Annotated in this window: 21 protein-coding genes and 1 pseudogene; 14 read left to right on the plus strand and 8 right to left on the minus strand. The window is 71.4% G+C overall.

Going from position 1 to position 23412, the window contains the following annotated elements; all coding sequences use genetic code 11:
• The first annotated feature begins 143 nt into the window (after positions 1–143).
• A complete protein-coding gene (locus ACFW9Z_RS14825; protein WP_384639697.1) occupies positions 144–560 on the plus strand; it encodes an acyl-CoA thioesterase in 417 nt (138 codons plus the stop codon).
• 43 nt (positions 561–603) lie between these two features.
• Here the strand turns inward: ACFW9Z_RS14825 and ACFW9Z_RS14830 are convergent, their stop codons facing one another.
• From ACFW9Z_RS14830 to ACFW9Z_RS14845, 4 genes are all read right to left on the minus strand, one after another.
• A complete protein-coding gene (locus ACFW9Z_RS14830) occupies positions 604–1512 on the minus strand; it encodes a class I SAM-dependent methyltransferase (RefSeq protein WP_384639700.1) in 909 nt (302 codons plus the stop codon).
• Positions 1455–2129 (minus strand): cysteine hydrolase family protein, encoded by a 675-nt coding sequence (locus tag ACFW9Z_RS14835; RefSeq protein WP_384639702.1) that lies wholly within the window; start codon positions 2127–2129, stop codon positions 1455–1457. The genes ACFW9Z_RS14830 and ACFW9Z_RS14835 overlap by 58 nt, the downstream gene beginning before the upstream one ends.
• Positions 2126–3256: an isocitrate/isopropylmalate family dehydrogenase gene (locus ACFW9Z_RS14840; protein ID WP_384639705.1), complete on the minus strand. Its 1131-nt coding sequence runs from the start codon at positions 3254–3256 to the stop codon at positions 2126–2128. Before ACFW9Z_RS14840 ends, ACFW9Z_RS14835 begins: the two co-directional genes overlap by 4 nt.
• Positions 3257–3323: 67 nt before the next feature.
• A complete protein-coding gene (locus ACFW9Z_RS14845; protein ID WP_384639708.1) occupies positions 3324–3857 on the minus strand; it encodes an EF-hand domain-containing protein in 534 nt (177 codons plus the stop codon).
• A 353-nt stretch (positions 3858–4210) separates the two neighbouring features.
• Between ACFW9Z_RS14845 and ACFW9Z_RS14850 the strand changes: the two genes are divergently transcribed.
• Positions 4211–4984: a helix-turn-helix domain-containing protein gene (locus ACFW9Z_RS14850; protein ID WP_384639711.1), complete on the plus strand. Its 774-nt coding sequence runs from the start codon at positions 4211–4213 to the stop codon at positions 4982–4984.
• Between the two features lie 121 nt (positions 4985–5105).
• Here ACFW9Z_RS14850 and ACFW9Z_RS14855 read toward each other — a convergent pair whose 3' ends face one another.
• Positions 5106–5465 (minus strand): MerR family transcriptional regulator, encoded by a 360-nt coding sequence (locus ACFW9Z_RS14855; RefSeq protein WP_384639714.1) that lies wholly within the window; start codon positions 5463–5465, stop codon positions 5106–5108.
• A 60-nt stretch (positions 5466–5525) separates the two neighbouring features.
• Between ACFW9Z_RS14855 and ACFW9Z_RS14860 the strand changes: the two genes are divergently transcribed.
• Positions 5526–5855, plus strand: coding sequence for a putative quinol monooxygenase (locus ACFW9Z_RS14860; protein WP_384639716.1), 330 nt, complete (start codon positions 5526–5528; stop codon positions 5853–5855).
• A gap of 14 nt (positions 5856–5869) precedes the next feature.
• Here the strand turns inward: ACFW9Z_RS14860 and ACFW9Z_RS14865 are convergent.
• Positions 5870–6154, minus strand: a pseudogene (locus ACFW9Z_RS14865) (MerR family transcriptional regulator); the annotation flags it as partial.
• Between the two features lie 334 nt (positions 6155–6488).
• Here ACFW9Z_RS14865 and ACFW9Z_RS14870 point away from each other — a divergent pair.
• The 11 genes from ACFW9Z_RS14870 (at position 6489) to ACFW9Z_RS14920 (ending at position 21500) form a co-directional block, all read left to right on the plus strand.
• The gene (locus tag ACFW9Z_RS14870) at positions 6489–7520 is read left to right on the plus strand and encodes an iron-siderophore ABC transporter substrate-binding protein (RefSeq protein WP_384639719.1); all 1032 of its coding nucleotides are present in this window, start codon (positions 6489–6491) and stop codon (positions 7518–7520) included.
• 35 nt (positions 7521–7555) lie between these two features.
• Positions 7556–8560 (plus strand): FecCD family ABC transporter permease, encoded by a 1005-nt coding sequence (locus ACFW9Z_RS14875; protein WP_384640009.1) that lies wholly within the window; start codon positions 7556–7558, stop codon positions 8558–8560.
• A complete protein-coding gene (locus ACFW9Z_RS14880; protein ID WP_384639722.1) occupies positions 8557–9630 on the plus strand; it encodes a FecCD family ABC transporter permease in 1074 nt (357 codons plus the stop codon). Before ACFW9Z_RS14875 ends, ACFW9Z_RS14880 begins: the two co-directional genes overlap by 4 nt.
• A complete protein-coding gene (locus tag ACFW9Z_RS14885) occupies positions 9627–10433 on the plus strand; it encodes an ABC transporter ATP-binding protein (RefSeq protein WP_384639725.1) in 807 nt (268 codons plus the stop codon). Before ACFW9Z_RS14880 ends, ACFW9Z_RS14885 begins: the two co-directional genes overlap by 4 nt.
• 171 nt (positions 10434–10604) lie before the next feature.
• On the plus strand, positions 10605–11825 hold the full coding sequence (locus tag ACFW9Z_RS14890; RefSeq protein ID WP_384640012.1) for a cytochrome P450: 1221 nt from the start codon (positions 10605–10607) through the stop codon (positions 11823–11825).
• 19 nt (positions 11826–11844) lie between these two features.
• On the plus strand, positions 11845–12978 hold the full coding sequence (locus ACFW9Z_RS14895) for a type III polyketide synthase (RefSeq protein ID WP_384640015.1): 1134 nt from the start codon (positions 11845–11847) through the stop codon (positions 12976–12978).
• 102 nt (positions 12979–13080) lie between these two features.
• Complete coding sequence (locus tag ACFW9Z_RS14900) at positions 13081–14271, plus strand: S8 family peptidase (RefSeq protein ID WP_384639728.1); 1191 nt, start codon at positions 13081–13083, stop codon at positions 14269–14271.
• Between the two features lie 231 nt (positions 14272–14502).
• Positions 14503–18792, plus strand: coding sequence for a discoidin domain-containing protein (locus ACFW9Z_RS14905; RefSeq protein ID WP_384639731.1), 4290 nt, complete (start codon positions 14503–14505; stop codon positions 18790–18792).
• Positions 18793–18911: 119 nt separating this feature from the next.
• On the plus strand, positions 18912–19919 hold the full coding sequence (locus ACFW9Z_RS14910; RefSeq protein ID WP_384639734.1) for a LacI family DNA-binding transcriptional regulator: 1008 nt from the start codon (positions 18912–18914) through the stop codon (positions 19917–19919).
• Positions 19920–20091: 172 nt separating this feature from the next.
• Positions 20092–20409: a cupin gene (locus tag ACFW9Z_RS14915; RefSeq protein ID WP_384639736.1), complete on the plus strand. Its 318-nt coding sequence runs from the start codon at positions 20092–20094 to the stop codon at positions 20407–20409.
• A gap of 140 nt (positions 20410–20549) precedes the next feature.
• Positions 20550–21500, plus strand: a complete 951-nt coding sequence (locus tag ACFW9Z_RS14920) for a YihY/virulence factor BrkB family protein (RefSeq protein ID WP_384639739.1) — start codon at positions 20550–20552, stop codon at positions 21498–21500.
• Here the strand turns inward: ACFW9Z_RS14920 and ACFW9Z_RS14925 are convergent.
• Positions 21484–22494, minus strand: coding sequence for a zinc-binding dehydrogenase (locus ACFW9Z_RS14925; RefSeq protein ID WP_384639741.1), 1011 nt, complete (start codon positions 22492–22494; stop codon positions 21484–21486). The two genes, ACFW9Z_RS14920 and ACFW9Z_RS14925, sit on opposite strands and share 17 nt — an antisense overlap.
• A gap of 77 nt (positions 22495–22571) precedes the next feature.
• Positions 22572–23411 (minus strand): M12 family metallo-peptidase, encoded by an 840-nt coding sequence (locus ACFW9Z_RS14930; RefSeq protein WP_384639743.1) that lies wholly within the window; start codon positions 23409–23411, stop codon positions 22572–22574.
• Position 23412 lies beyond the last annotated feature (1 nt).

Consider the following 23412-nt stretch of genomic DNA (forward strand, 5'->3'; position numbering starts at 1 on the left):
CGATCGATCCGGTGGAAAGCTCTGCCGGAATGTTGCTGCAATCTCTTGCGGGGTGGAAGTTACCGGTGCATGACAGGCCCGTAAAGAGGTGCGGCAGGACCGTCCGCCGGAATGGATCACGGGGCGCGGGCGTTCGCACGGTCATGACCTTCTCCGTTGATGTGACCGTGCGCGGCTACGAGCTCGACACCCAGGGCCATCTGAACCAGGCCGTCTATCTCCAGTACGCGGAACACGCCCGCTGGGAGCTGCTGCGGGCCGCCGGGCTCCCCCAGGAGAAGCTGCTGGCCGACGGCATCGGCCCGGTGCAGCTGGAGGTCACGGTCAAGTACCGGCAGGAGCTGCGGGGCGGCGAGCGGGTGCGGGTCACCTGCCGCTTCGACTACGGCACGGGGAAGACGTTCACCCTGGAGCAGCGGATCCTCAAGGAGGACGGCACGGTGGCCGCCGAGATCACCGGAGTGGGCGGCGTCCTGGACCTGACGGCACGCCGCCTCGTCCCGGACCCGCAGGGCCGCCTCGCCGCACTGGCGGGCAACCCGGACCTGCTCACCGGCTGAGACCCGAGGCCCCCGTTCTCAGCCGGTGAGCAGGCGGCAGCCCTCAGCGCCCGGGTCTGCGCGCGAAGACCCACCGGTTGGCCGCCAAGCAGTCATGGCGCTCCGGCAGTGGCCCGCGCCCGTGCAGCCGGGTGAAGTGGAAGGGCGTACGGACTGTCGTGGACCATCCCCGCCCGGCGAGGTCCGCGGCGGAGTCGGGCCGGGGCTCCCCGTCGAACAGGGCCAGCAGATCGACGCCGATGCGCTCCTTCGCCTCGGCGTAGACCGGGCTGTGCCGGACGGCCGCCGACTCGATGCCGAGCTTCACCTCGTACGCGACGGAGCTGCCCGCCCGGCTCATCCGGTCCACCGTGTCGACAAGTCGCCGTTCGGCTTCCGGCGGGAGGTAGAGCAGCAGCCCCTCCGCGAGCCAGGCGGCCGGAGCGGACGGGTCGAACCCCGCGCCGGTCAGCGCCGCGCCCCAGTCGTGGCGCAGATCGGCGGCGACGGGGACCCGGACCGCCCGTGGCCCGTCCCCGGCGGGCAGGGCATCCAGCGCCCCGTGCTTGAACGCGAGGACCTCCTCCTGGTCGATCTCGAAGACCGTGCAGCCGGGCGGCCACTCCAGACGCAGCGCCCGGGTGTCCAACCCGGCGCCGAGCAGCACCACTTGTCGCACCCCGCCGTACGCCTGCCGGAGCAGGAAGTCGTCGAGCACCCGGGTCCGCAGGCCGAAGTAGCGCCCCAGCCGTCCCCACAGCGGATCGGCCTCCCCGCCCGGAACCTCCTCCGGCCGCACCGGCCAGTCGGCGGACGCCCGCGCGGCGCGCACGAAGTGCTCCGCGTAGACGTCCCGGGCCAGGGCGTCGGGTCGGTGGGTCTCCACGGCCCGCGCGGCGGCCACCATGAGCGCGGTCAGCCCGACGCCCCCGGCGACGCCACGGTCCTGCTGGGCGGTGTCGGTGCCGGGCATGTGTCCTCCTCCTCTCCGGGCGTGCGCGACCACACCTCGGCCTGGTCGCCGGTCGTGATCCGGGCTCCGTACACCCGGCCCATGAAGCTCAGGATCTGCTCGTCCGGCAGATGGAGCGCGGTCGTGCAGTCCCGCAGCACCGTGACGTGGAACCCCTTCTGGAAGGCGGTGCGCGCGGTCGAGTCCACGCAGACATCGGCGAAGAGCCCCGCGAACACGAGGTGTCGGGTTCCCCGGCCGATGAGATGCCGCTCGAACCCCTCACCCAGGAACGCGTCGAAGCAGGCCCGCTTGGTGAAGACCGCCTCGCCCGTCTCCGGTTCCACCCCGGCGGCGAACTCCGCACCCCAGGAACCCTCCTGGCACTTCGGCCGTTTGCCGAGGGCCGCGTCCCGCCGCCGCCAACTGTCGCCCTGGTAGCGGGTGTCGCCGAGGAAGCGGACGAAGACGACCTCGGTGCCGCGCTCTCTCGCCGCCGCGACCGCCCGGCCGGTGTTCGCGGTGACCCTCTCCAGGCGCGCCGGGTCGCCCGGATACCGGGACGCGGCGCGCGGGCCCGCGCAGAAGTCGTTCTGGAGATCGACGACGACGAGCGCGGTCCCGCCCGGCGCGGTCATGAGGCTTCTGCCCGTACGGTCGAGGCGAACGAGGCTTCCCGCACAGGCTGTTCCGGCTCCAGGTCCCCCGAGAGGTTCTCCGCAAGGTCCTCCAGCAAGGCGTCCACCACCGCCGTCGTGGAGTGGTGCCCGCCGAGGTCCGGCGTACGGATGCCCCGCCCGGTGACGGAGAGCAGGGCCCGCTCGACCGCCTCCGCCGCGCCCGCGCACCCCCCGTACCGCTCCGCGATCGCCGCCGCGGCCCGTACGGTCGCCACCGGGTTGACCCGGTCCAGCCCCTCCAGGTCGTCGGCGGACCCGTGCACCGTCTGATACTCCGTCAACCCGCGTACGTCGGGGTGCAGAAGGACGTTCTCCGTGCAGCGGTTCTCCTGCCGGTCGGAGCCGAACCGGTCGAGGAGGACGACATGCATGATGTCGGCCCACTCGTTGCCCGCGACCACGACCGTACGGTCCGGTAACCCGTGCGTGATCAGGTTCCGGTTCACCGTGTCGGGCTGGAAGAGTTCGACGGGTACGTCGTGCCGGGCGGCGATGTCCGTGACCCAGGAGTCCAGGGCGCCGTCCAGCAGATGGAACTTGTACGCCATGACGATCCGCTCGGGACCGGCATCGGGCCACTGCTGCCAGGCTCGGCCCACGGCGTAGGAGAGGATCTTCTCCGTGAGGCCGCGGCTGAACTCCATGGTCCGCCGGACCACCCCGTCCAGGTGCTGGTTCTCCCCGGTGTAGAAGCCCTGCGCCTCGTCGCGGACCAGCAGCAGCGAGGCCGCCGCCCCGTCCCCGGCCGGCAGGGCGTCCACCTTGACGGCCTGGAGCCGTTGGCGCACCAGGTAGAGGGACTGCGCGTTGATCGCCGTACGGAAGACGGCCGCGGTGGAGAGCGCGGCCTGGGTGCGGCAGAACTCCTCGTAGTGCTGGGCGTCCTCCTCCGTGAGCCGGCGGACCCGCTCCACGTCTCCTTCCGCCTTGAGCGACACATACGAGTGGTAGGTCCGGGGAGAGCGCGACACGCCGATCTCCGTCCCGTGCAGCCGGGCCAGCGTGCCCAGTACGCGTTCGAAGACGGCGGCGACCTCTGGTCCCGTTCCACGGCCCACAGCGAGTCCGATGACCGGTTTCAACATGCTCCTTCGTCGTTGTTCCAGGGATGGCGGTGTTGCCGGGGACGGTCGGTGTCCCGGCGAAGGCCGCTCAGACCGGGGTGCCGACGACCAGGTGGTCGCCGGGGATACCGGCCTTGTCCGGCGCGTAGTAGTCCTTGATCCCGGCGACCCAGGTCTCCACTCGGATGCGGTCCCTGTCCGAGGGGTCGAAGGCGTCGAAGAGCGCGTCGATGTTCGCGGGTTCGAACCCGATGGCCGTCATCAGCGCCGCGAAGAGGGGGCGCTCGATCAGACCGTCGCCGTCCGGGTCGCCGAGCGCGGCGAGCGCCTCCGCGAAGACGCCGATCGTCGCCTCGAAGCGCTCCGGGGAGAGCACGCAGGCGGTGTACTCCTCGAAGCTGATCTCGCCGTCCCCGTTGGCGTCGAGCTCGCTGAGCAGGGTCGTCCAGTACCGCCGGAAGGCCGTACGCATCGCGTCCTTCGCCACCTGGTCCGACGCGTGCGCCTCCCGGACGACCCGGTCGGCCATGAGATCGAAGTCGTCCGCCTCCAGGACTCCGTTGGCGTTGGCGTCGAGCAGGGAGAAGACGAGCGCGACCCGCCGGGTGGCCTCAGTGGTCATGAATCCGTCACCTTTCGCCGTATGGTCCCGCCGCCCCGGGCCCGCTGCCCGGGCGGCCCACCCACTGTCCGGCCGGGGGACCGCCCGCACGGTGAAAGCCGGACTCCGTTCACCTGAAGGACGTAACTGCCTAGCTGTAAACGTCGAGTTGATGCGCGCGGGAGAGCGCAGCGCCCCCACGCGCCGTGCGGTACCGGCCGACCGGTCTCCGATGTGGCCGGTACGCACCCCGGGAGCGGCGGGACCGGCCTCCCGGCGACCTTCTAGGCTGAGCGGGTGAGCACCGCATCGGCCGCGCCCGGCTTCCGTACGGCCGGGGTCCGCGCCGTACGACCGGGGAGGCCGGACCGTCCATGACCAGGGAGACCAGATCGCTGCCCGCGCTCGCGCCCGGTGCGGTCGACACCCCTTTCGTCATCCAGGGCTACGACGAGGTCGTCCCCCACGACACACTCTGGGACGCGCACTCCCACCCCTTCCACGAACTGCTCTGGAACGAGCGCGGCGCCTCCTGCGCGGTGGTCGGCGAACGGATCTGGACCATCACACCCGCTCTGGGACTGTGGATGCCCGCCGGGACCCTGCACTCCGGATCGGCGACGGCGGGGACCTGGTTCCGGGCGAGCTTCTTCGGCTTCCGTACGACCGCGTCGATCTCCGACACGCCGGTGGCCGTGGAGATCACGCCGCTGCTGCGCCTGCTCCTGGAACGGCTCGGCGAACCCGGTCTCGCACCCTCCTCGCGGGCCGCGACCGAGGCGCTGGTGCTCGACGTGCTCACGCCCTCGCCCCGCGAACTGCTCGTCCAGCTCCCCACCTCCGAGCTGCTGCGCCCGGTCGCCGACGCGGTCCGCGAGAATCCGGCCGACCCGCGGACACTGGCGGACTGGGCGTCCGAGCTCGGCGTGAGCACCCGTACGGTCACGCGCGCCTCCAGCGCCGAGACGGGCACGAGCTTCGTACGCTGGGTCGCGGCGGTCCGCGCCCAGCACGCGATCGACCTGCTGACCCGGGGCTGGGACGTCGAGTCGGTGGCGGAACAGGTCGGCTACCGCTCGGCGAGCGCCTTCGGCGTGGCCTTCCGGCGGACGACGGGGCTGACTCCGGGGACTTTCCGGCCCGGGTGACCTCGGGGACCTTTCGGCCGGGGTGACTCCGGGACTTTCTGCCGGGGTGAGCCCGGGACTTTTCGGCCGGGGGGAGCCCGGGGATGCCACCGGGCGGGAGCGAGGGCCGGTGGTGGCGGCCCTACACGAGTGCCGACTCCCCGGCCCGGGTGGCGGAGATGAGCCCGGCGAGGGAGGTGCGGGTCTCCGACAGCGCGGAGATCCGGTCGTCCAGGCCCTGCAGATGCTCCTGGAGGGTGTCCAGCTTGCATGTGGCGACGGTGCCGTCCTGGCGGACGCACGGCTGGAGGTCGCGGATGACCCGGGTCGGCAGGCCCGCGTCCAGCAACGCGCGGATGCGCCGGACCACGCCGGGGGCGCTGTCGCCGTAACGGCGGTGGCCGCTGTCGAGGCGGTAGGACTCCAGGAGGCCCTGCTCCTCGTAGTAGCGCAGCAGCCGGACGGAGGTGCCCGTGGCGGCGGCGAGCTCACCGATCTTCATGTGGTGCTCCTCACAAACCCCTTGAATCTCACATGGGTGTCAGATCCTAGCGTGAGGGCCATGACGAACACCGAACGCCCCATCTCCCTCTACGGTTTCCTGCGGCCCCGGCCGGAGCGCGCGGACGAGGTCCGGCGCACCCTCTCCTCCTTCGTGGAGCCCACCCGGCAGGAGCCCGGCAATCTCCAGTACCACCTTCACGAGCACGAGGACGGCCGCTTCTTCCTGTACGAGGTATGGCGCTCCCAGGAGGACCTGGACCGGCACAACGCGACGCCGCCGCTGCGCGCCTTCCTGGAGAACCTCCCGACCTTCCTGGAGGAGGCCCCGGAGGGCTACTTCGACACCATGCTGAGCCCGTACCCCGAGGCCGGGCCGGTTCCCGCCTGACACCGCGCCGCCGGTCAGGCGATGGGCGGGCGGAGGCCGAGATCCGCCGCGTCGAGGCCGCTGAGGTCACTGTCGCGCTCGGTCCACCGGGCGGAGCCGAGGCCGGCGCCGAGGCTCCGTACCGCCCGCCGATCGGCCTCCGGTCCGCCCCTCGTCCACACCGGCATCGCACGGCGCACGTGATCTTCGAGGTGCGCTTCCGGCCGACGCCGGTACGCCTCGAACAGGCCGTCGGCGCAGTCCCACGGGACGGGCACCGGCTCGGCGCGGGTACTGATCGCGTCGGCCATCCCGGCGAGCTCGGCCACGCGTCCCACGGTCCAGTGATCCTCCATGGCACCGACTGTGCGGCCTGACGCCACGTGAGGGTCAAGGGCCTCACTCGCGGTGGCAGGCGCCGGACGTGAAGCGGTGGTCCGTCGCCGGATGGGCTCGCGGTACGCGTGTGTCCTCATCGCTACAACGCCTGTCTGAAACGGTTGATTGCGACAGCCCGGCCGACTCTCATACAGTGCGAAGGCAAGCCTTACCTAAGCCGCTGTGCCTCCGCAGTGCACCCCTCCACGACGGCAGCCCACGCCCGGACGTGCGGGAAGCGGCACCCCGAACCTCCGGAAAGCCGGGTACTCACCCATGTCCTCACACCGCCTCCGCCTGCTCGTCGTGGCAGCCGCCCTCGTCGGGGTCGCTGCCTGCGGCGGGACCACCGACGCCGAGAACAAGGGCGGGGGGAGCGCTTCCGGCGGCTTCCCCCTGACGGTCGAGCACGCCCTGGGCAAGACCACCATCCCCGCCGAGCCGAAGCGTGTCGCCACGGTCAACTGGGCCAACCACGAAGTGCCGTTGGCGCTCGGTGTCGTGCCCGTGGGCATGGCCGCGGCCAACTTCGGCGACGACGACAACGACGGGGTGCTGCCCTGGGTCGAGGAGCGGCTGAAGGAGCTCAAGGCCAAGACACCGGTGCTGTTCGACGAGACCGACGGGATCGACTTCGAGGCCGTCGCCGACACGAAGCCCGACGTCATTCTGGCCGCGTACTCCGGACTGACCAAGAAGGACTACGAAACGCTCAGCGAGATCGCCCCCGTCGTCGCCTACCCGGACGCCGCCTGGGCGACGCCGTGGCGCGAGATCATCCGGACGAACAGCAAGGCCATCGGCCTCGCCGACGAGGGCGAGAAGCTGATCACGAAGCTCGACGGGGACATAGCGAAGACCGCCGCCAAGTACCCGCAGCTCAAGGGCAAGTCGGCGATGTTCATGACGCACGTCGACCCCAACGACGTCAGCGAGATCGGCTTCTACACCACGCACGACACCCGGACGCAGTTCTTCGAGGACTTCGGCATGACGACCCCGGGCAGCATCGCGAAGGCGTCCGAGGGCACGCAGAAGTTCGCCCTCACCAAGAGCGCCGAGCAGATCGACGCCTTCGACGACGTCGACATCATCACCGGGTACGGCGACGACACGGGCGAGCTGCTGAAGGCCATCAGCAAGGATCCGCTGCTCTCCAAGATCCCTGCCGTCGACCGGGGCTCCACCTACCTCCTGCCCGGCAGCTCGCCCCTGGCCACCGCCGCCAACCCGACGCCCCTGTCGATCAGTTACGTGCTCGACGACTACGCCGCCGCCCTCGCCGAGGCCGCGGACAAGGTCAAGTGACCGCTTCCACGGACCGGCGCCCGCCGGACGCCACCATGGCCCGGCGTCCGGCGGGCGTCCGCACGCTCTGGCTCCTCGCCGCCGTCCTGGCGCTGGCCGGTGTGATGGTGGCGTCCGTCGCCTTCGGCTCGCGCGAGGTTCCGTGGGCCGACATCCAGGCGGCGCTCGGCGGGTCCGACGAGACCCTGGGGCAGGCGGCGGCCACGAAGCGGATCCCCCGTACCGTCCTCGCGGTCGTCGTCGGTGCGGCGCTGGGCCTCGCCGGAGGGGTGATGCAGGGCGTGACCCGTAACCCCCTGGCCGACCCGGGCATCCTCGGCGTCAACATGGGCGCCTCGCTCGCCGTCGTCACCGCCGTCGCCTTCTTCGGGCTCTCCTCACCGACCGGCTACATCTGGGTCGCCATCGCGGGCGCCGCCCTCTCCGCCCTGTTCGTCTACACCGTGGGGACCCTCGGCAGGGGAGGGGCCACCCCGCTCAAACTCGCGCTCGCCGGGGCCGCCACCTCCGCCGCGTTCGCCTCGCTCGTCAGCGCCGTCATCCTGCCCCGTAACGACATCGCCGGAAGCTTCAGGCTCTGGCAGATCGGCGGGGTCGGCGGCGCCTCCTTCGAGCGCATCGGACAGGTGGCGCCGTTCCTCGCGGTCGGCTTCGTGCTCTGTCTCCTCTCCGCGCGTGCGCTCAACTCGCTGGCACTGGGAGACGAGTTGGCCGCCGGTCTCGGTGAACGCGTCGCCGTGGCACGGGCGGTGGCCGCGCTCGGCGCCGTACTGCTGTGCGGAGCGGCGACCGCCGTCGCCGGGCCCATCGCCTTCGTCGGCCTTGTGGTCCCGCACACCTGCCGACTGCTCGTCGGCGTCGACCACCGCTGGCTGCTGCCGCTCTCGGCGCTGCTGGGGGCGGTCCTGCTCACCGCCGCCGATGTGGTGGGCCGGATCGTGGCGCGCCCGGCGGAGATCGACGTGGGCATCGTCACCGCGCTGATCGGCGCCCCCTTCTTCATCTACATCGTCCGCCGACAGAAGGTGCGTGCCCTGTGAGCGCCCCCGCCCTCACCCGGCCGGCCGCGCGGGAGGCCGCCCCCGCGTCCGTCGCGGCCGCCACCCGCCGCCGTGTCCGAGGCGCGTCCCGACGGCGCCGCGTGATCCTGGCCCTGGCCGTCCTCGTCCTCGCCGCGTTCGCCGTGACCCTGATGGCGGGCCGGACCTTCTACCCGCCCGGTGACGTGCTGCGGGTGATCCTCGGCGAACAGGTGCCGGGCGCCTCCTTCACCGTCGGCCGGCTCCGGCTGCCGCGTGCCGCCCTCGCCCTGGTGGCCGGATTCAGCTTCGGCCTGGCCGGTGTCACCTTCCAGACGATGCTCCGCAACCCGCTCGTCAGCCCCGACATCATCGGCATCAGCTCCGGGGCGAGCGCCGCCGCGGCCATTGCGATCGTCACGCTCTCCCTCGGCGAGGTACAGGTCTCCGTCCTCGCCATCGCCGCAGGCCTCGGCGTGGCCCTGCTCGTCTACTCCCTTGCGTTCCGGGGCGGCGTCGTCGGCACCCGGCTCATCCTCATCGGTATCGGCATCTCCGCCATGCTCGACAGCATCACCTCCTACACCCTCTCCCAGGCCGCCGAATGGGACCTCCAGGAGGCGATGCGCTGGCTGACCGGCAGCCTCAACGGAGCCGCCTGGGACCAGGTCGTCCCCACCCTCGCCGCGGCCGCCGTCCTCACCCCGCTCCTCCTCGGCCAGGCCCGCAGCCTCTCCGCGATGCAGCTCGGCGACGACACCGCCTCCGCCCTCGGCGTACGGGTCGAACGCACCCGGATCACGGTGATCGTGGCCGCCGTCGGGCTCATCGCCTTCGCCACGGCGGCCGCCGGGCCCATCGCGTTCGTGGCGTTCCTCTCGGGCCCCATCGCCGCCCGGATCACCGGCGCGGGCGGCTCCCTGCTGGTGCCCGCCGGGCTCGTCGGCGCACTGCTGGTCCTCGTCGCCGACTTCACCGGCCAGTTCGCCTTCGGCGAGCGCTACCCCGTGGGCGTCGTCACTGGCGTCCTCGGCGCCCCCTACCTCGTCTACCTGATCATCCGCACCAACCGGGCGGGAGGCTCGCTGTGACCACCGACCACCAACTGACCGCCGAACACCTCACCCTCGGCTACGGAGACCGTACGGTCGTCTCCTCGCTCGACCTGTCCGTACCGCCCGGCGCGGTCACAGTCATCGTCGGCGCCAACGCCTGCGGCAAGTCGACCCTGCTGCGCTCGATGTCCCGCCTGCTCGCACCCCGCGAGGGCCGTGTCGTGCTGGACGGCAAGGAGGTGCACCGCCTTCCCGCCAAGGAACTGGCCCGTACGCTCGGTCTGCTGCCCCAGTCCCCGGTGGCGCCCGAGGGCATCACCGTCTCCGACCTCGTGGGCCGGGGCCGCCACCCGCACCAGTCGATGTTCTCCCGCTGGAACGAGAAGGACGACGCCGCCGTCGCCTCGGCCCTGGAGGCCACGGCCACCGAGCCGCTCGCCGACCGCGCGGTGGACGAGCTCTCCGGCGGCCAGCGCCAACGCGTCTGGATCGCCATGGCCCTGGCCCAGCAGACGGACCTCCTCCTGCTCGACGAACCCACCACGTTCCTCGATGCCAGCCACCAGATCGAGGTCCTCGACCTGCTCACCGACCTCAACCGCTCGCGCGGCACCACCATCGTGATGGTCCTCCACGACCTCAACCTCGCCGCCCGGTACGCGGACCACCTCATCGCCCTCGCCGACGGAAAGCTGCACGCCGCAGGCCCCCCGGCCGAGGTGCTGACCGAGGAGACCGTCCGCGCGGTCTTCGGCCTGGACAGCCGCGTCATCGAGGACCCCGTCTCGGGCCGCCCCCTGATGCTCCCGATCGGCCGCCATCACGTCCTGACCGGATGACCCGCCGGGCACCCCCTATCGGCTGACTGCGGAACGTGACTGCATGTTTCGCAACGTGACGGGGGACACAGGGGAGGTCTGTTCCCGGGCCCGGAGCCGGGACGGTCTCAAACCCCGAACCGGTCATTGGGAGAAACCTCGGTGGAGAACACCTCGGTCCGACACGCCTCGGTGCAGCACGCCTCGGTGCACGAGAAGGAAACCGTACGGAGCTGTCCGTTCGACTTCGCACAGCAACTGGAGTTCGACCCCCAGCTCAGGGAACTGCTCACCGAGGAGCCCGTCTCCCGCATCCGTATGGCGTACGGAGAGGGCGAGGCATGGCTCGTCACCCGCTACGAGGACGTCCGGACGGTCACCACCGACCGGCGCTTCAGCCGCGGTGCCGTACTCGGCCGGGACTTCCCCCGGATGACCCCGGAGCCGATCGTCCAGGCCGAGTCCATCAACCTCATGGACCCGCCCGCCAGCAGCAGGCTGCGCAGCCTGGTCGCCAAGAGCTTCACCCCGCGCCGCGTCGAGCAGATGCGGGCGGGCACCCAGCGCGTCGTGGACCGGCTGCTCGACGGGATGGAGGCGGAGGGCCCATCCGCCGACTTCGTCGCCCGGGTCTCCTCGCCGCTGCCGCTGATCACCATCTGCGAGGCGCTCGACATCCCCGAGGCCGACCGCCCCTGGCTGCGCGCCCACGCCATGACGATGATGAACGTCGGGGCGGCGGGCAAGGAGGACGCCGTACGGGCCAAGGCCGAACTGCGCGGCTACTTCACCGAGCTGACCGCCGAGCGCCGCCGCTCCCCGGGCCAGGACCTCATCAGCACCCTCGCCACCGCCCGCGACGGCGCCGAACTGCTCGACGACAAAGAGCTGGCCGTCATGGCGATGGTCCTGCTCATCACCGGCCAGGACACCACCACCTACCAGCTCGGCAACATCGCCTACACCCTGCTCACCCGGCCCCAGCTCCTGAAGACGCTCCAGGCCGAACCCGAGCGGCTGCCCCGCACCATCGAGGAGCTGCTGCGGTACATCCCCTTCCGCAAGGGCGTCGGCATCCCCCGCGTCGCGATGGAGGACGTGGAGCTGGGCGGGGTCACCATCAAGGCCGGTGACATCGTCCATGTGTCGTACCTGACGGCCAACCGGGACCCCGCCAAGTTCGACCGCCCCGACGAGCTGGACCCCGACCGGCCGTCCATCCCGCACATGACGTTCGGGTGGGGCGCCCACCACTGCCTGGGCGCTCCGCTCGCCACCATGGAGCTGGAGGTGGCCTTCGCCACGCTGCTGGCCCGTTTCCCGGGCCTGCGTCTCGACGCCGAACCCGAGGACGTCCGGTGGAACACGACGTCCATCTGGCGTTACCCGCTCGCGCTGCCCGTCACCTGGTGACGGGCGCCTCCGCTCCCAGATACGAGGAGAACCCATGGCGACCCTGTGCCGACCGGCCATCGCTGTGCCCGAACACGTCATCACGATGCAGCAGACCCTGGAGCTGGCCCGGGAGACCCACCACGGGCACCCCCAGCGCGACCTCGTCCTGAGGCTCATCCGGAACACCGGCGTCCAGACCCGGCACCTGGTGCAGCCGGTCGAGGAGACCCTCAAGCACCCCGGCTTCGAGCTGCGCAACCAGGTGTACGAGGCCGAGGCCAAGGCCCGGGTCCCCGAAGTCGTACGGCAGGCCCTCGCCAACGCCGGAACCGACCCGGCCGACATCGACCTCATCGTCTACGTCTCCTGTACGGGCTTCACGATGCCCTCGCTGACCGCCTGGCTCATCAACACCATGGGGTTCAGACCCGAGACCAGACAACTGCCCATCGCCCAGCTCGGCTGCGCGGCGGGCGGGGCGGCGATCAACCGGGCGCACGACTTCTGCCGCGCCTACCCCGACGCCAACGTCCTCATCGTCTCCTGCGAGTTCTGCTCGCTCTGCTACCAGCCCACCGACATCGGCGTCGGATCGCTGCTCTCCAACGGCCTGTTCGGGGACGCCGTCTCCGCCGCCGTCGTCCGGGGGCAGGGCGGCACCGGTATGAGCCTGGAGCGCAACGGCTCCCATCTGGTGCCCGACACCGAGGACTGGATCTCGTACGCCGTCCGCGACACCGGATTCCACTTCCTGCTGGACAAGCGGGTGCCCGGCACCATGGAGATGCTGGCACCGGTCCTGAAGGACATCGTCGCCCTGCACGGCTGGTCGGTGACCGCCATGGACTTCTTCATCATCCACGCGGGCGGTCCGCGCATCCTCGACGACCTCTGCCACTACCTCGATCTGCCGATGGAGATGTTCCGCTACAGCCGGGCCACCCTCACCGAACGCGGCAACATCGCCAGCTCCGTCGTCTTCGACGCGCTCGCGCGCCTCTTCGACGACGGGGGCGCGGCCGCATCGGCCCAGGGGCTGATCGCCGGATTCGGGCCCGGCATCACCGCCGAAGTGGCGGTCGGCAGCTGGACGCACCACGGTCCCGGGGCCGACCCCGACCGGGAACTGGCCGGTCTGGAGCTCACGACGGGCGTTGCGCTGTCCGGCTGAACCCGTGTTAAGGCGCCGCACGGGCGGGGACGAAGGAACGGGTGTTCACGCTTCGCGGATGCGCACCCGTACCGCGAACGCCCCCCACCCGAGGAGACCTGCATGCGCCTGCGCGCCCGATGGGCCCCGGCCGCCCTGCTGCTGATCGCACCGCTGATCGGCACCACCACCCCGGCCACCGCCGATTCCGGACCGGAAGGGGTCCCGGTGGAGCGCTCCGCCCGGGCCGTCCCCGGGCAGTACATCATCACCCTGGAGCCCGAACTCTCGCCGGACACGTTCCTGGAGGAGTTCGGGCTCCGCCCCTTGTTCACGTACGGAAACGTCCTGCACGGGGTCGCCGCGACGCTCACCGCCACCGAGCTGGAGACCGTACGGGCCGTCCCCGGGGTGGTCGCCGTCGAGGAGAACGCCGAAGTCGCCGTGGGCGCGCCCAGGGCGGGTGGCCTCCTCCGGGCGCCCGCGGCCACCTGGGGCACCGACCGGATCGACCAGCGCGCCCTGCCGCTGGACAACACCTTCACCACCACCGCCACGGGCGACGGGGTGAAGGTGTACGTCGTCGACACCGGGATCGACGCCGCGCACAGCGAGTTCGGCGGCCGGGTCGTCAACGGCTTCGACGTGGTCGGGGACGGCCGTGACGGGCAGGACTGCAACGGGCACGGAACCCATGTCGCCGGGACCGTCGCAGGATCCGTCTCCGGGGTGGCGAAGGACGCCTCCCTGGTCAACGTACGGGTCCTGAACTGTCAGGGCCGGGGCACCTGGGCCGGGATCATCGCCGCGTTCGACTGGGTGGCCAAGGACGCGGCGGCCGACTCGGCCCCGGCCGTCCTGAACGCCTCGCTCGGCGGGGCCCGTTCGCGCGCGGTCGACGCGGCGGTCGAGGCCGTCGCGGACGCGGGCGTGCTGCCGGTGGTGGCGGCGGGCAACGACGACCGGGACGCGTGCGACGTCTCCCCGGCGGCGGCCGACGGCGTGGTCACGGTGGGGGCGAGCGACCGTCTGGACCGGGAGACCGTGTTCAGCAACTGGGGCTCCTGTCTCTCGCTCTACGCTCCCGGGGCCGACGTCGTCTCCGCGCGGCTGGGCGGCGGGACCGTCGCGCTGAACGGCACCTCCATGGCCAGCCCGCACGTCGCGGGAGTCGCCGCCCTCTACAAGCAGGAGAACCCCTCGGCCACGCCCGCCGCCGTCGCGCGCTGGCTGACCGACACCGCCACCCCCGACGTGCTCTCCGGCCTCGGCCAGGGCTCGCCCGATCTGCTGCTCCACACCGGCGGCCTCTGACACACCGCCGGGTGGGGGCCGGTGAGCGGCCGCCGAGGCGTGTGATCCGCTCATCGGCCCCCACCGTCCGGCTGTTGCCGGAACAGTGGACGGTCTCTCATTTCTCTGCAACTCTCTGACCGCACAACGCAAATCCAAGCCGTAGTGCGTGCAGAATCGCGTGTTTCCTGACTACGGATCCAGAGCCGCGCTCTCGGCGCGTCCTGCGCCGAGGCCGAAGATCGGGGAGCTATGAGAGCCCAACGCTGGAGATGGCGGGCGATATCCGCCGTGGTCACGACCAGTCTTCTGATGATCGGCTGGCCGTCGCTCACCGCCTCGGCGGCCGACGGCCCCAACCTCGCCGCGGGCCGGTCCGCGGCCGCGAGCAGCGCCCATGCCGAGTATCCCGCCACCAACATCACCGACGGCAACGCGTCGACGTACTGGGAGAGCGCGGGCGGCGGTCTGCCCCAGTGGGTGCAGACCGATCTCGGCACGGCGGCCCGCGTCGACGAGGTGACGCTGAAGCTCCCGCCGTCCTGGGAGAGCCGCACGCAGACCCTGTCCCTCCAGGGCAGCGCGGACGGCACCAGCTTCGCGACCCTGAAGAGTCCGGCGGCGTACACCTTCGGCCCGGGCGCCGCCAACACGGTGAAGGTGGTCTTCCCGGCGACACTGACCCGCTTCGTCCGGGTGAACATCACCGCCAACACCGGCTGGCAGGCGGCCCAGCTCTCCGAGCTGGAGGTCCGGGCGGCCGCCGCGTCGTCGGGCAACCTGGCCGCCGGGAAGACCCTCAAGGCCAGCAGCAGCAACGGAAGTTACGTCGCCGCCAACGCCAACGACGGCAACCGGGCCAGCTACTGGGCGAGCCGGGAGAACGAACTCCCGCAGTGGATCGAGGCCGACCTCGGATCGTCGGTCCGCGTGGACCGGGTCGTCCTGCGGCTGCCCGACGGCTGGGCCGCGCGCAGCCAGACGCTGAAACTCCAGGCCTCCGCCAACGGCACGGAGTTCACCGACCTGACCGCCTCCAAGGACTACCGGTTCGACGCGGCGGGCGGGCAGTCGGTGACCATCTCGTTCGACGCCACGACCACCCGGTATGTACGCGTCCTGGTCACCGCCAACTCCGGCAGCCCCTCCGCACAGTTGGCCGAGCTGGAGGTCTACGGCCCCGCGACCGGCGACACCCGGGCCCCGACCGCACCGGCCGACCTGGCGTTCACCGAGCCCGCCACCGGCCAGATCAGGCTGACCTGGAAGGCCGCCACGGACGACACCGGCGTCACCGGCTACGACGTCTACGCGGACAACACCCTGCTGGCCTCCGTCGCGGGCGATGTCACCACGTACACCGACACCCGCCCGGCCGGGCAGACCGTCTCCTACCACGTGCGCGCCAAGGACGCGGCGGGCAATGTCTCGCCCAACAGCAACACCGTCACCCGCACCGGGGACACGGGCGACACCCAGGCACCCACCGCCCCCGGCGCCCTGGCGTTCACCGAGCCGTCCACCGGCCAGATCCGGCTCACCTGGCAGGCGTCCACCGACAACAGGGGCGTCACCGGCTACGACATCTACGCCAACAACGTGCTGCGCTCCACCGTCGCGGGCAACGTCCTGACCTACACCGACACCCAGCCTGCCACTACCACGGTCAGCTACTTCGTCCGGGCCAAGGACGCGGCGGGCAACGTCTCGCCCAACAGCAACACCGTGACCCGCAACGGCTCCACGGGCGCCGCCTCCAACCTCGCGGTCAACAAGCCGATCACGGCCTCCTCGGTGGTGCACACCTTCGTCGCCGCCAACGCCAACGACAACAGCACCGCCACCTACTGGGAAGGCGCGGGCGGCAGTTACCCCAACACCCTCACCGTCCAGCTCGGCTCCAACGCCGACACCCAGAGCGTCGTCGTCAAGCTCAACCCGGACAGCAGCTGGGGCCCGCGCACCCAGCGGATCGAGGTCCTGGGCCGTGAGCAGAGCTCCTCTTCCTTCAACTCCCTGGCTGCGGCAAAGGATTACGCCTTCAGTCCGGCGAGCGGCAACACGGTGACCATCCCGGTCGCCGCCCGTGTCGCCGACGTCCAGCTGAAGTTCACCGCCAACAGCGGCTCCGGCGCCGGTCAGGTCGCGGAGTTCCAGGTGCTGGGCGCCCCGGCGGCCAACCCCGACCTCCAGATCACCGGCATCACCGCATCGCCCGCCACCCCGGTGGAGTCCGACGCCATCACCCTGACCGCCACCGTCCGCAACGCGGGCGCGCTCGCCGCACCGGCCGGCAAGGTCGAGTTCCGGCTCGGCGGCTCCAAGGCCGCCACCGGAAACGTCGGCGCACTGGCTGCCGGGGCCTCCACCCAGGTCAGCGCGGCCATCGGTGCCCGGGACGCGGGCAGTTACTCCCTGAGCGCGGTCGCTGACCCGGACAACGAGATCATCGAGGAGAACGAGACCAACAACACCTACACGGCAGCCTCCCCGCTGGTCGTGGCCCCGGTCTCCAGCTCCGACCTGGTCGCCGCCGCGGTCACCACCTCGCCCTCCGCCCCGGCGGCCGGAGACACGGTCACCTTCTCCGTCGCCATCAGGAACCAGGGCACCATCGCCTCCGCGGGCGGCAGCCACGGCATCACGCTCGCCCTGATCGACTCCCAGGGCGCCACGGTGAAGACCTTCACCGGAGCGCACAACGGGGCCATCGCACCGGGCGCCACCACCGCACCCGTCTCCCTCGGCACCTGGACCGCCGCCAACGGCTCGTACACCCTGCGCACGGTCCTCGCGGCCGACGCCAACGAACTCCCGGTCAAGCGCGAGAACAACACCTCCACCGACCCCCTCTTCGTCGGACGCGGCGCCAACATGCCGTACGACATGTACGAGGCGGAGGACGGCACGACCGGCGGCGGCGCCCAGGTCGTCGGCCCCAACAGGACCGTCGGTGACATCGCGGGCGAGGCCTCGGGCCGTAAGGCCGTCACCCTCAACAACACCGGAAACTACGTCGAGTTCACCACCAGGGCGGCCACCAACACCCTGGTCACCCGCTTCTCCATCCCGGACGCGCCGGGCGGCGGGGGCATCGACTCCACGCTGAACGTCTACGTGGACGGTACCTTCCTCAAGGCGATCGACCTCACCTCCAAGTACGCCTGGCTGTACGGGAACGAGGCCGCGCCCGGCAACTCCCCGAGCGCCGGAGCGCCCCGGCACATCTATGACGAGGCCAACGTCATGCTCGGCCGGACCGTCCCGGCCGGAGCCACGATCCGGCTCCAGAAGGACGCCGCCAACTCGACCACGTACGCGATCGACTTCATCAGCCTGGAGCAGGTCGCACCGGTCGCCAACCCGAACCCCGCCACGTACACCGTCCCGGCCGGGTTCACCCACCAGGACGTCCAGAACGCCCTGGACCGGGTCCGCATGGACACCACCGGCACGCTGGTGGGTGTCTATCTGCCGCCGGGGGAGTACAGCACGGCCAGCAAGTTCCAGGTGTACGGCAAGGCCGTCCAGGTGGTCGGCGCCGGGCCCTGGTACACCCGGTTCAACGCCCCCGCCACACAGGACAACACCGACATCGGCTTCCGGGCCGAGGCCAGTGCCAAGGGGTCCTCGTTCGCGGACTTCGCCTACTTCGGCAACTACACCTCCCGCATCGACGGGCCCGGCAAGGTGTTCGACTTCGCCAATGTGTCGGACATCGTCATCGACAACATCTGGAACGAGCACATGGTCTGCCTCTACTGGGGCGCCAACACCGACAACATCACCATCAAGAACTCCCGGATCCGCAACATGTTCGCCGACGGCATCAACATGACCAACGGGTCCACCGACAACCTCGTCACCAACAACGAGGCGCGCGCCACCGGCGACGACAGCTTCGCGCTCTTCTCGGCGATCGACGCCGGGGGAGCGGACATGAAGAACAATGTCTACGAGAACCTGACCTCGATCCTGACCTGGCGCGCGGCGGGCCTGGCCGTCTACGGCGGGTACGACAACACCTTCCGCAACATCCGTATCGCCGACACCCTGGTGTACTCCGGAATCACGGTCAGCTCGCTGGACTTCGGCTACCCGATGAACGGCTTCGGGACGGAGCCCACGAGGATCGAGAACGTCTCGATCGTGCGGTCCGGCGGCCACTTCTGGGGATCGCAGACTTTCCCCGGGATCTGGCTCTTCTCGGCCTCCAAGGTGTTCCAGGGCATCCGGATCTCGGACGTCGACATCGTCGATCCGACGTACAGCGGCATCATGTTCCAGACGAACTACGTCGGCGGACAGCCGCAGTTCCCGATCAAGGACACCGTGCTCACCGACATCGCGATCTCCGGTGCGCGCAAGAGCGGTGACGCCTTCGACGCCAAGTCCGGCTTCGGGCTCTGGGCCAACGAGCTGCCGGAGGCGGGGCAGGGACCCCCGGTCGGCGAGGTCACCTTCAACGGTCTGAGGCTCAGCGGCAACGCCCAGGACATCAGGAACACCACCTCCACCTTCAAGATCGACATCAACCCCTAGGGAGGGGATCGCGGAATGCGGGGAGGGGCGCTTCCCGTTGGCCGGGAGGCGCCCCTTCCGCGTACATTCTTTGCATCAAGAAGTCAGGTACTTGCATCTATTGCGTTAGTCTTGCGGCCATGACGCGACGACTTGCTCAGGTTGCCCAGAAGGTCGGGGTCAGCGAGGCCACGGTGAGCCGGGTGCTCAACGGCAAGCCCGGGGTCTCCCGCACCACCCGGCAGTCCGTGCTCACGGCGCTGGACGTCCTCGGCTACGAGCGCCCCACCCAGCTGCGCGGGGAGCGGGCCCGGCTGGTCGGTCTCGTCCTGCCCGAACTCCAGAACCCCATCTTCCCGGCCTTCGCCGAGGTGATCGGGGGTGCCCTCGCACAGCAGGGACTCACCCCCGTGCTCTGCACCCAGACCAAGGGCGGGGTCTCGGAGGCGGACTACGTGGACCTGCTGCTCCAGCAGCAGGTCTCCGGAGTGGTCTTCGCCGGCGGGCTCTTCGCCCAGGCCGACGAGGCCCACGAGCACTACCACCGGCTCGCCGGGCGGCGCATCCCCGTCGTGCTGATCAACGCGCCCATAGAAGGACTCGACTTCCCCTGTGTCTCCTGCGACGACGCGGTCGCCATCGAACGGGCCTGGCGCCACCTGACCTCGCTCGGCCACGAGCGGATCGGCGTGGTGATCGGCCCGTCCGACCATGTGCCCTCGCGCCGCAAGCTCGCGGCGGCCCGGTCCGTCGCCGAGGCCACCGGAGGGCACCTGCCCGAGGCGAGTATCGAGCGTTCGATGTTCTCCCTGGAGGGCGGCCAGGCCGCCGCCTCCCGGCTGCTGGAGCGGGGTGTCACCGGCATCATCTGCGCCAGTGACCCGCTCGCGCTGGGCGCCGTCCGGGCGGCCCGCAGGCGCGGCCTCGGGGTGCCGTCGGACATCTCGGTCGTGGGCTTCGACGACTCGGCCTTCATGAGCTGCACCGAACCCCCGCTCACCACCATCCGCCAGCCCATCGAGGCCATGGGCCGGGCCGCCGTCGAACTGCTCTGCGCGGGGATCCAGGGCGGCGCGGTGCCGCCCGGGGAGCTGCTGTTCGAACCGGAGCTGGTGGTGCGCGGCTCGACCGCGAAGGCGCCCCGCTGACCTGCCGGCACACCGCGCTCCGACTTGTGCGTGGAGTTGTCGGATGTTTGCGGAAACCAGGGGGAATCTGCGGAGGCCCGGCTGTCCCGCACCGGGCGCCGGAGTCCGCTCGGCTGCCCCGTCTCTCCCGGCAGGATCGCGGGGCGCCGGAGGCTGCGGCAGAGTGGGCACCATGGACGACCTCAACGCACTCGCCGAGGAGCACCTGACCGCCGCCCGCGCCTCCGCGCACGGTCGCAGCGCCCACCTCCTCGTCCAGGAACCGCCCTTGCGCCAGACGGTGATCGCGCTCACCTCCGGCTCGGCGCTCGACGAGCACAACGCGCCGCCCGCCGCCTCGCTCCTGGTGCTGCGCGGCACGGTCCGTCTCACCGCCGACTCCGGGGACGCGGAACTCCCGGCCGGAACGCTCCACCCGATCCCGCAGGAACGCCACGGACTGCTGGCCCTCCAGGACGCGGTCGTCCTGCTCACGGCCGTCAACGACTGACGGGACATCCGGGCAGGCCGTAGGGCCGGGGGAGGTGTGTCCCGGCGAGGACGTGGCAGGAGAGGATCGAGGGAAGCCGGGGCGTCCGACGGACGAGCACCCCGCCCCGCCGCGTCCGACCACGTCCCCGGAGAACCAGCTTGCCCACCCAGACCGCCGCAGCCGCGGAACGCACCGCCCCCGCCGCCGGACGCCCCGGCCCGCCCCGCCGCTGGCTCACCGCCCTGCGCCGTACCCCGGTCTCGCTGTGGAACGACGACATCACCGACTGGGCCGCCGCCCTCACCTACTACGCCATCCTCGCGCTGCTCCCGGCCCTCCTCGTCACCGTCTCCGTGATCGGCCTCGCCAACCCCGACGCGACCACCGCCCTCATCGCCGACATCACCGCCTTCGCCCCCGCCGAGTCCGGCGAGGCGCTGCGCAGACCGCTGGAGGCGGCGACCGAGCAGCGCGGTGCCGTCTGGCTGCTCGTCGCGACCGGGTCCGTGAGCGCCGTCTGGTCCGCGTGCAGCTATCTCGCGGTCTTCCGCCGGGCGATGCACGCCATGCACGACGTCCAGGACAACCGCCCGCCCCTGCGGCAGGCCCACATCATCGTCGTCTCGGCGATCGGGCTCCTCGTCCTGCTGATGACCAGCGCCCTCGCCCTCGTTCTGACCGGCCCCCTGGCCCGCTGGCTCGGCCGCCGCGTCGGCCTGCCCCACGAGGGCGAGACCCTCTGGGTGGTCCTGAAGTGGCCGGTGCTGCTCTGCCTCGTCGCCTGCCTGATCGTCGTCCTCTTCAGCACCGGTCCGCGCTCCGCGCGCGGCATCCGCCGGGGCCTGCCCGGCGGGGTCCTGGCCGCGTTCCTCTGGCTGACCGCATCGGCGCTCTTCGCGCTGTACGCGACCCAGATCGGCAGCTACAGCAGGCTCTACGGTTCCCTCGCGGGCCTGGTCGTCTTCCTGATCTGGGTCTGGTTCGCCAACCTCTCCCTGCTCGCCGGAGCCCAGTTCAACGTCGAGCTGGGCCGACCCGAACCGGAGCCGAAGCGGGCGCCGAAGCGGGAGCGGGAGCCGGAGCGGGAGAGCGCTACGGCCGCAGAATGAGGCGGACCGGGTCGCCCTCCTTGCTCTCCATCCGCCGCACCGCCTCCGCCACGTCCTCCAGCGGCAGTACGTCGGTGACCGACCGCGAGAAGTCCAGCCGCCCGCCCTCGGCGAGCCCGACGAGCTGCGCCACATGGTGCCCCTCGGAGCCGTAGTGCCCCAGGATCCGGTGCTGGAGGTAGCTGAACCGGGTGCCGTGGGTGACCGTCAGCGGCTGGTCGCTCAGCCCCACCAGCACCAGGCGCCCCTTCGGCGCCAGCACGCTCAGCGCCTGCTCGCGGACCGTGGGAGCGCCCGCGAAGTCGAAGGCCACCTCCAGACCGGCGCCGCCCGTCGCCCCGAGCACCTGCTCGCGCAGCACCGGGTCGCCGGGGTCCAGGGCCAGGTCCGCCCCGAAGTCCAGGGCCCGGCGGCGGGCGGCGGGGGCCGGGTCCACCGCGATCACCGGGTACGCGCCCACGGCCCGCAGCAGCTGCACGGCGTGCGCGCCCAGCCCGCCCGCGCCCCAGACCCCGACGGCCTGCGCCGCCCGTACGTCACCGGTGCCGGTCACCGCCGCCCAGGGGGTGGAGACCGCGTCCGGGATGATCGCGGCCTGGTCGAGGGGGAGCGCGTCGGGCAGGGCGACGAGGGTGGTGGCGGTGGCCAGGGCGTACTCGGCCCAGCCACCGTCGTAGTCGACGCCCCGGGTGTGCGTCCGGCCCCCGCGCCGCTCACCGGCCTGGAGGACCACGCGCTGCCCGGCCGTCCAGCCGGTGACCCCGGGGCCGGGCGTGTCGACCGTCCCGGCCACCTCGTGGCCCAGCGTGACCAAGTCGCCCTCCAGGTACAGGGGGGTGAGCGTGCCGTCGACCAGATGCACATCGGAGAGACAGACCCCGGCGGCCCCCACCTTCACCAGGACCTCGCCCGGACCCGGTACCGGCCTCGCCACCTCCTGGACGGAGAGCGTGCGGGTGGGCAGGTGCAGGCGCGCGGCGCGCATGCGTTCCATGGCGGGGTCCTTGTCGTGGCGGGTCGTTGCGGAGCATGACGATCCGGGCACGGTCGTGGACGACGGGGCCCGTCAGGTCAGGGCTTCGAACGGTAACCGGCGACGATCGGCATCGTCTCGCGCAGCACCCGCACACTGTCGTTCGAAGCATCGCCGAGCCGGTGCCCCTGCCAGCTCCCCTCCGCGCTGGAGAACCGGCTGATGCGCTTGCAGTGCGCGCCGCAGGAGGCGCGGTACGCCATGAGGGTGTAGTGCCCGCCGTCCTCGGTGATCCAGCCGGTGTTGTACGGGCGGGTGCGGCTCACGCTCATCGCTCCTTCGGCGCCCGCCGCCAACGTCGTACGGTCATGGGCGAGGCCCAGGTTGTGCCCGATCTCGTGGCTCGCCGAATCCAGCTCGATGCCGTCGACCTCGACGACCGCGTACGCGTACTCGTCGGTGGAGCTGTCGAGGGCGGGCGTGTAGTCCGCGGTGCCGCCGCCCCGCTCGGCCCGCTCCACGACGAGCGTCACCAGATCGGCACCGTACCGCTCGCGCTGCTCGTGCACCTGACGCCCGAGCCCCGAGGTGTGGTCCTTGAGGACGGCGTACGCGGCGCGGAACTCCTCCGAACCCTCGTAGCTCCTCGCCGTGTACGGGTGGACGACCCTGATGATCCCGCAGAGCCCGCCCGCCGCGAGCGAGCGGTTCATCCGGGTCGCGATCCGCTGCGCCGACGCCGGGACCCGGTGCTCCCCGCCGAGCCGTTCCGCCGCCTTCGGCGTGTGGACGACCAGGACGTCGACCACGGGGCAGCTCACCGCTCCGGCCGCCGGAGCCGCCGGGGCGCTCGCGGAGCTGCCGGCGAAGAACGGGGCGGCACAGAGGGAGGCGGCGAGGCCGACGGCCAGAGCCGCTTTCACGACGGTTGCGCGCATG

Origin of the sequence: Streptomyces sp. NPDC059452 (assembly GCF_042750035.1) — a bacterium.
Taxonomy (GTDB): Bacteria; Actinomycetota; Actinomycetes; order Streptomycetales; family Streptomycetaceae; genus Streptomyces.

What these genes read in the sequence shown, in the direction of transcription:
- ACFW9Z_RS14870 (WP_384639719.1), top strand. Translation starts at nt 6,489, where the DNA reads ATGTCCTCACACCGCCTCCGCCTGCTCGTCGTGGCAGCCGCCCTCGTC.
- ACFW9Z_RS14905 (WP_384639731.1), top strand. Translation starts at nt 14,503, where the DNA reads ATGAGAGCCCAACGCTGGAGATGGCGGGCGATATCCGCCGTGGTCACG.
- ACFW9Z_RS14825 (WP_384639697.1), top strand. Translation starts at nt 144, where the DNA reads ATGACCTTCTCCGTTGATGTGACCGTGCGCGGCTACGAGCTCGACACC.
- ACFW9Z_RS14915 (WP_384639736.1), top strand. Translation starts at nt 20,092, where the DNA reads ATGGACGACCTCAACGCACTCGCCGAGGAGCACCTGACCGCCGCCCGC.
- ACFW9Z_RS14900 (WP_384639728.1), top strand. Translation starts at nt 13,081, where the DNA reads ATGCGCCTGCGCGCCCGATGGGCCCCGGCCGCCCTGCTGCTGATCGCA.
- ACFW9Z_RS14845 (WP_384639708.1), bottom strand. Translation starts at nt 3,857, where the DNA reads ATGACCACTGAGGCCACCCGGCGGGTCGCGCTCGTCTTCTCCCTGCTC.
- ACFW9Z_RS14855 (WP_384639714.1), bottom strand. Translation starts at nt 5,465, where the DNA reads ATGAAGATCGGTGAGCTCGCCGCCGCCACGGGCACCTCCGTCCGGCTG.
- ACFW9Z_RS14925 (WP_384639741.1), bottom strand. Translation starts at nt 22,494, where the DNA reads ATGGAACGCATGCGCGCCGCGCGCCTGCACCTGCCCACCCGCACGCTC.
- ACFW9Z_RS14840 (WP_384639705.1), bottom strand. Translation starts at nt 3,256, where the DNA reads ATGTTGAAACCGGTCATCGGACTCGCTGTGGGCCGTGGAACGGGACCA.
- ACFW9Z_RS14860 (WP_384639716.1), top strand. Translation starts at nt 5,526, where the DNA reads ATGACGAACACCGAACGCCCCATCTCCCTCTACGGTTTCCTGCGGCCC.
- ACFW9Z_RS14930 (WP_384639743.1), bottom strand. Translation starts at nt 23,411, where the DNA reads ATGCGCGCAACCGTCGTGAAAGCGGCTCTGGCCGTCGGCCTCGCCGCC.
- ACFW9Z_RS14830 (WP_384639700.1), bottom strand. Translation starts at nt 1,512, where the DNA reads ATGCCCGGCACCGACACCGCCCAGCAGGACCGTGGCGTCGCCGGGGGC.
- ACFW9Z_RS14910 (WP_384639734.1), top strand. Translation starts at nt 18,912, where the DNA reads ATGACGCGACGACTTGCTCAGGTTGCCCAGAAGGTCGGGGTCAGCGAG.
- ACFW9Z_RS14875 (WP_384640009.1), top strand. Translation starts at nt 7,556, where the DNA reads ATGGCCCGGCGTCCGGCGGGCGTCCGCACGCTCTGGCTCCTCGCCGCC.
- ACFW9Z_RS14835 (WP_384639702.1), bottom strand. Translation starts at nt 2,129, where the DNA reads ATGACCGCGCCGGGCGGGACCGCGCTCGTCGTCGTCGATCTCCAGAAC.
- ACFW9Z_RS14850 (WP_384639711.1), top strand. Translation starts at nt 4,211, where the DNA reads ATGACCAGGGAGACCAGATCGCTGCCCGCGCTCGCGCCCGGTGCGGTC.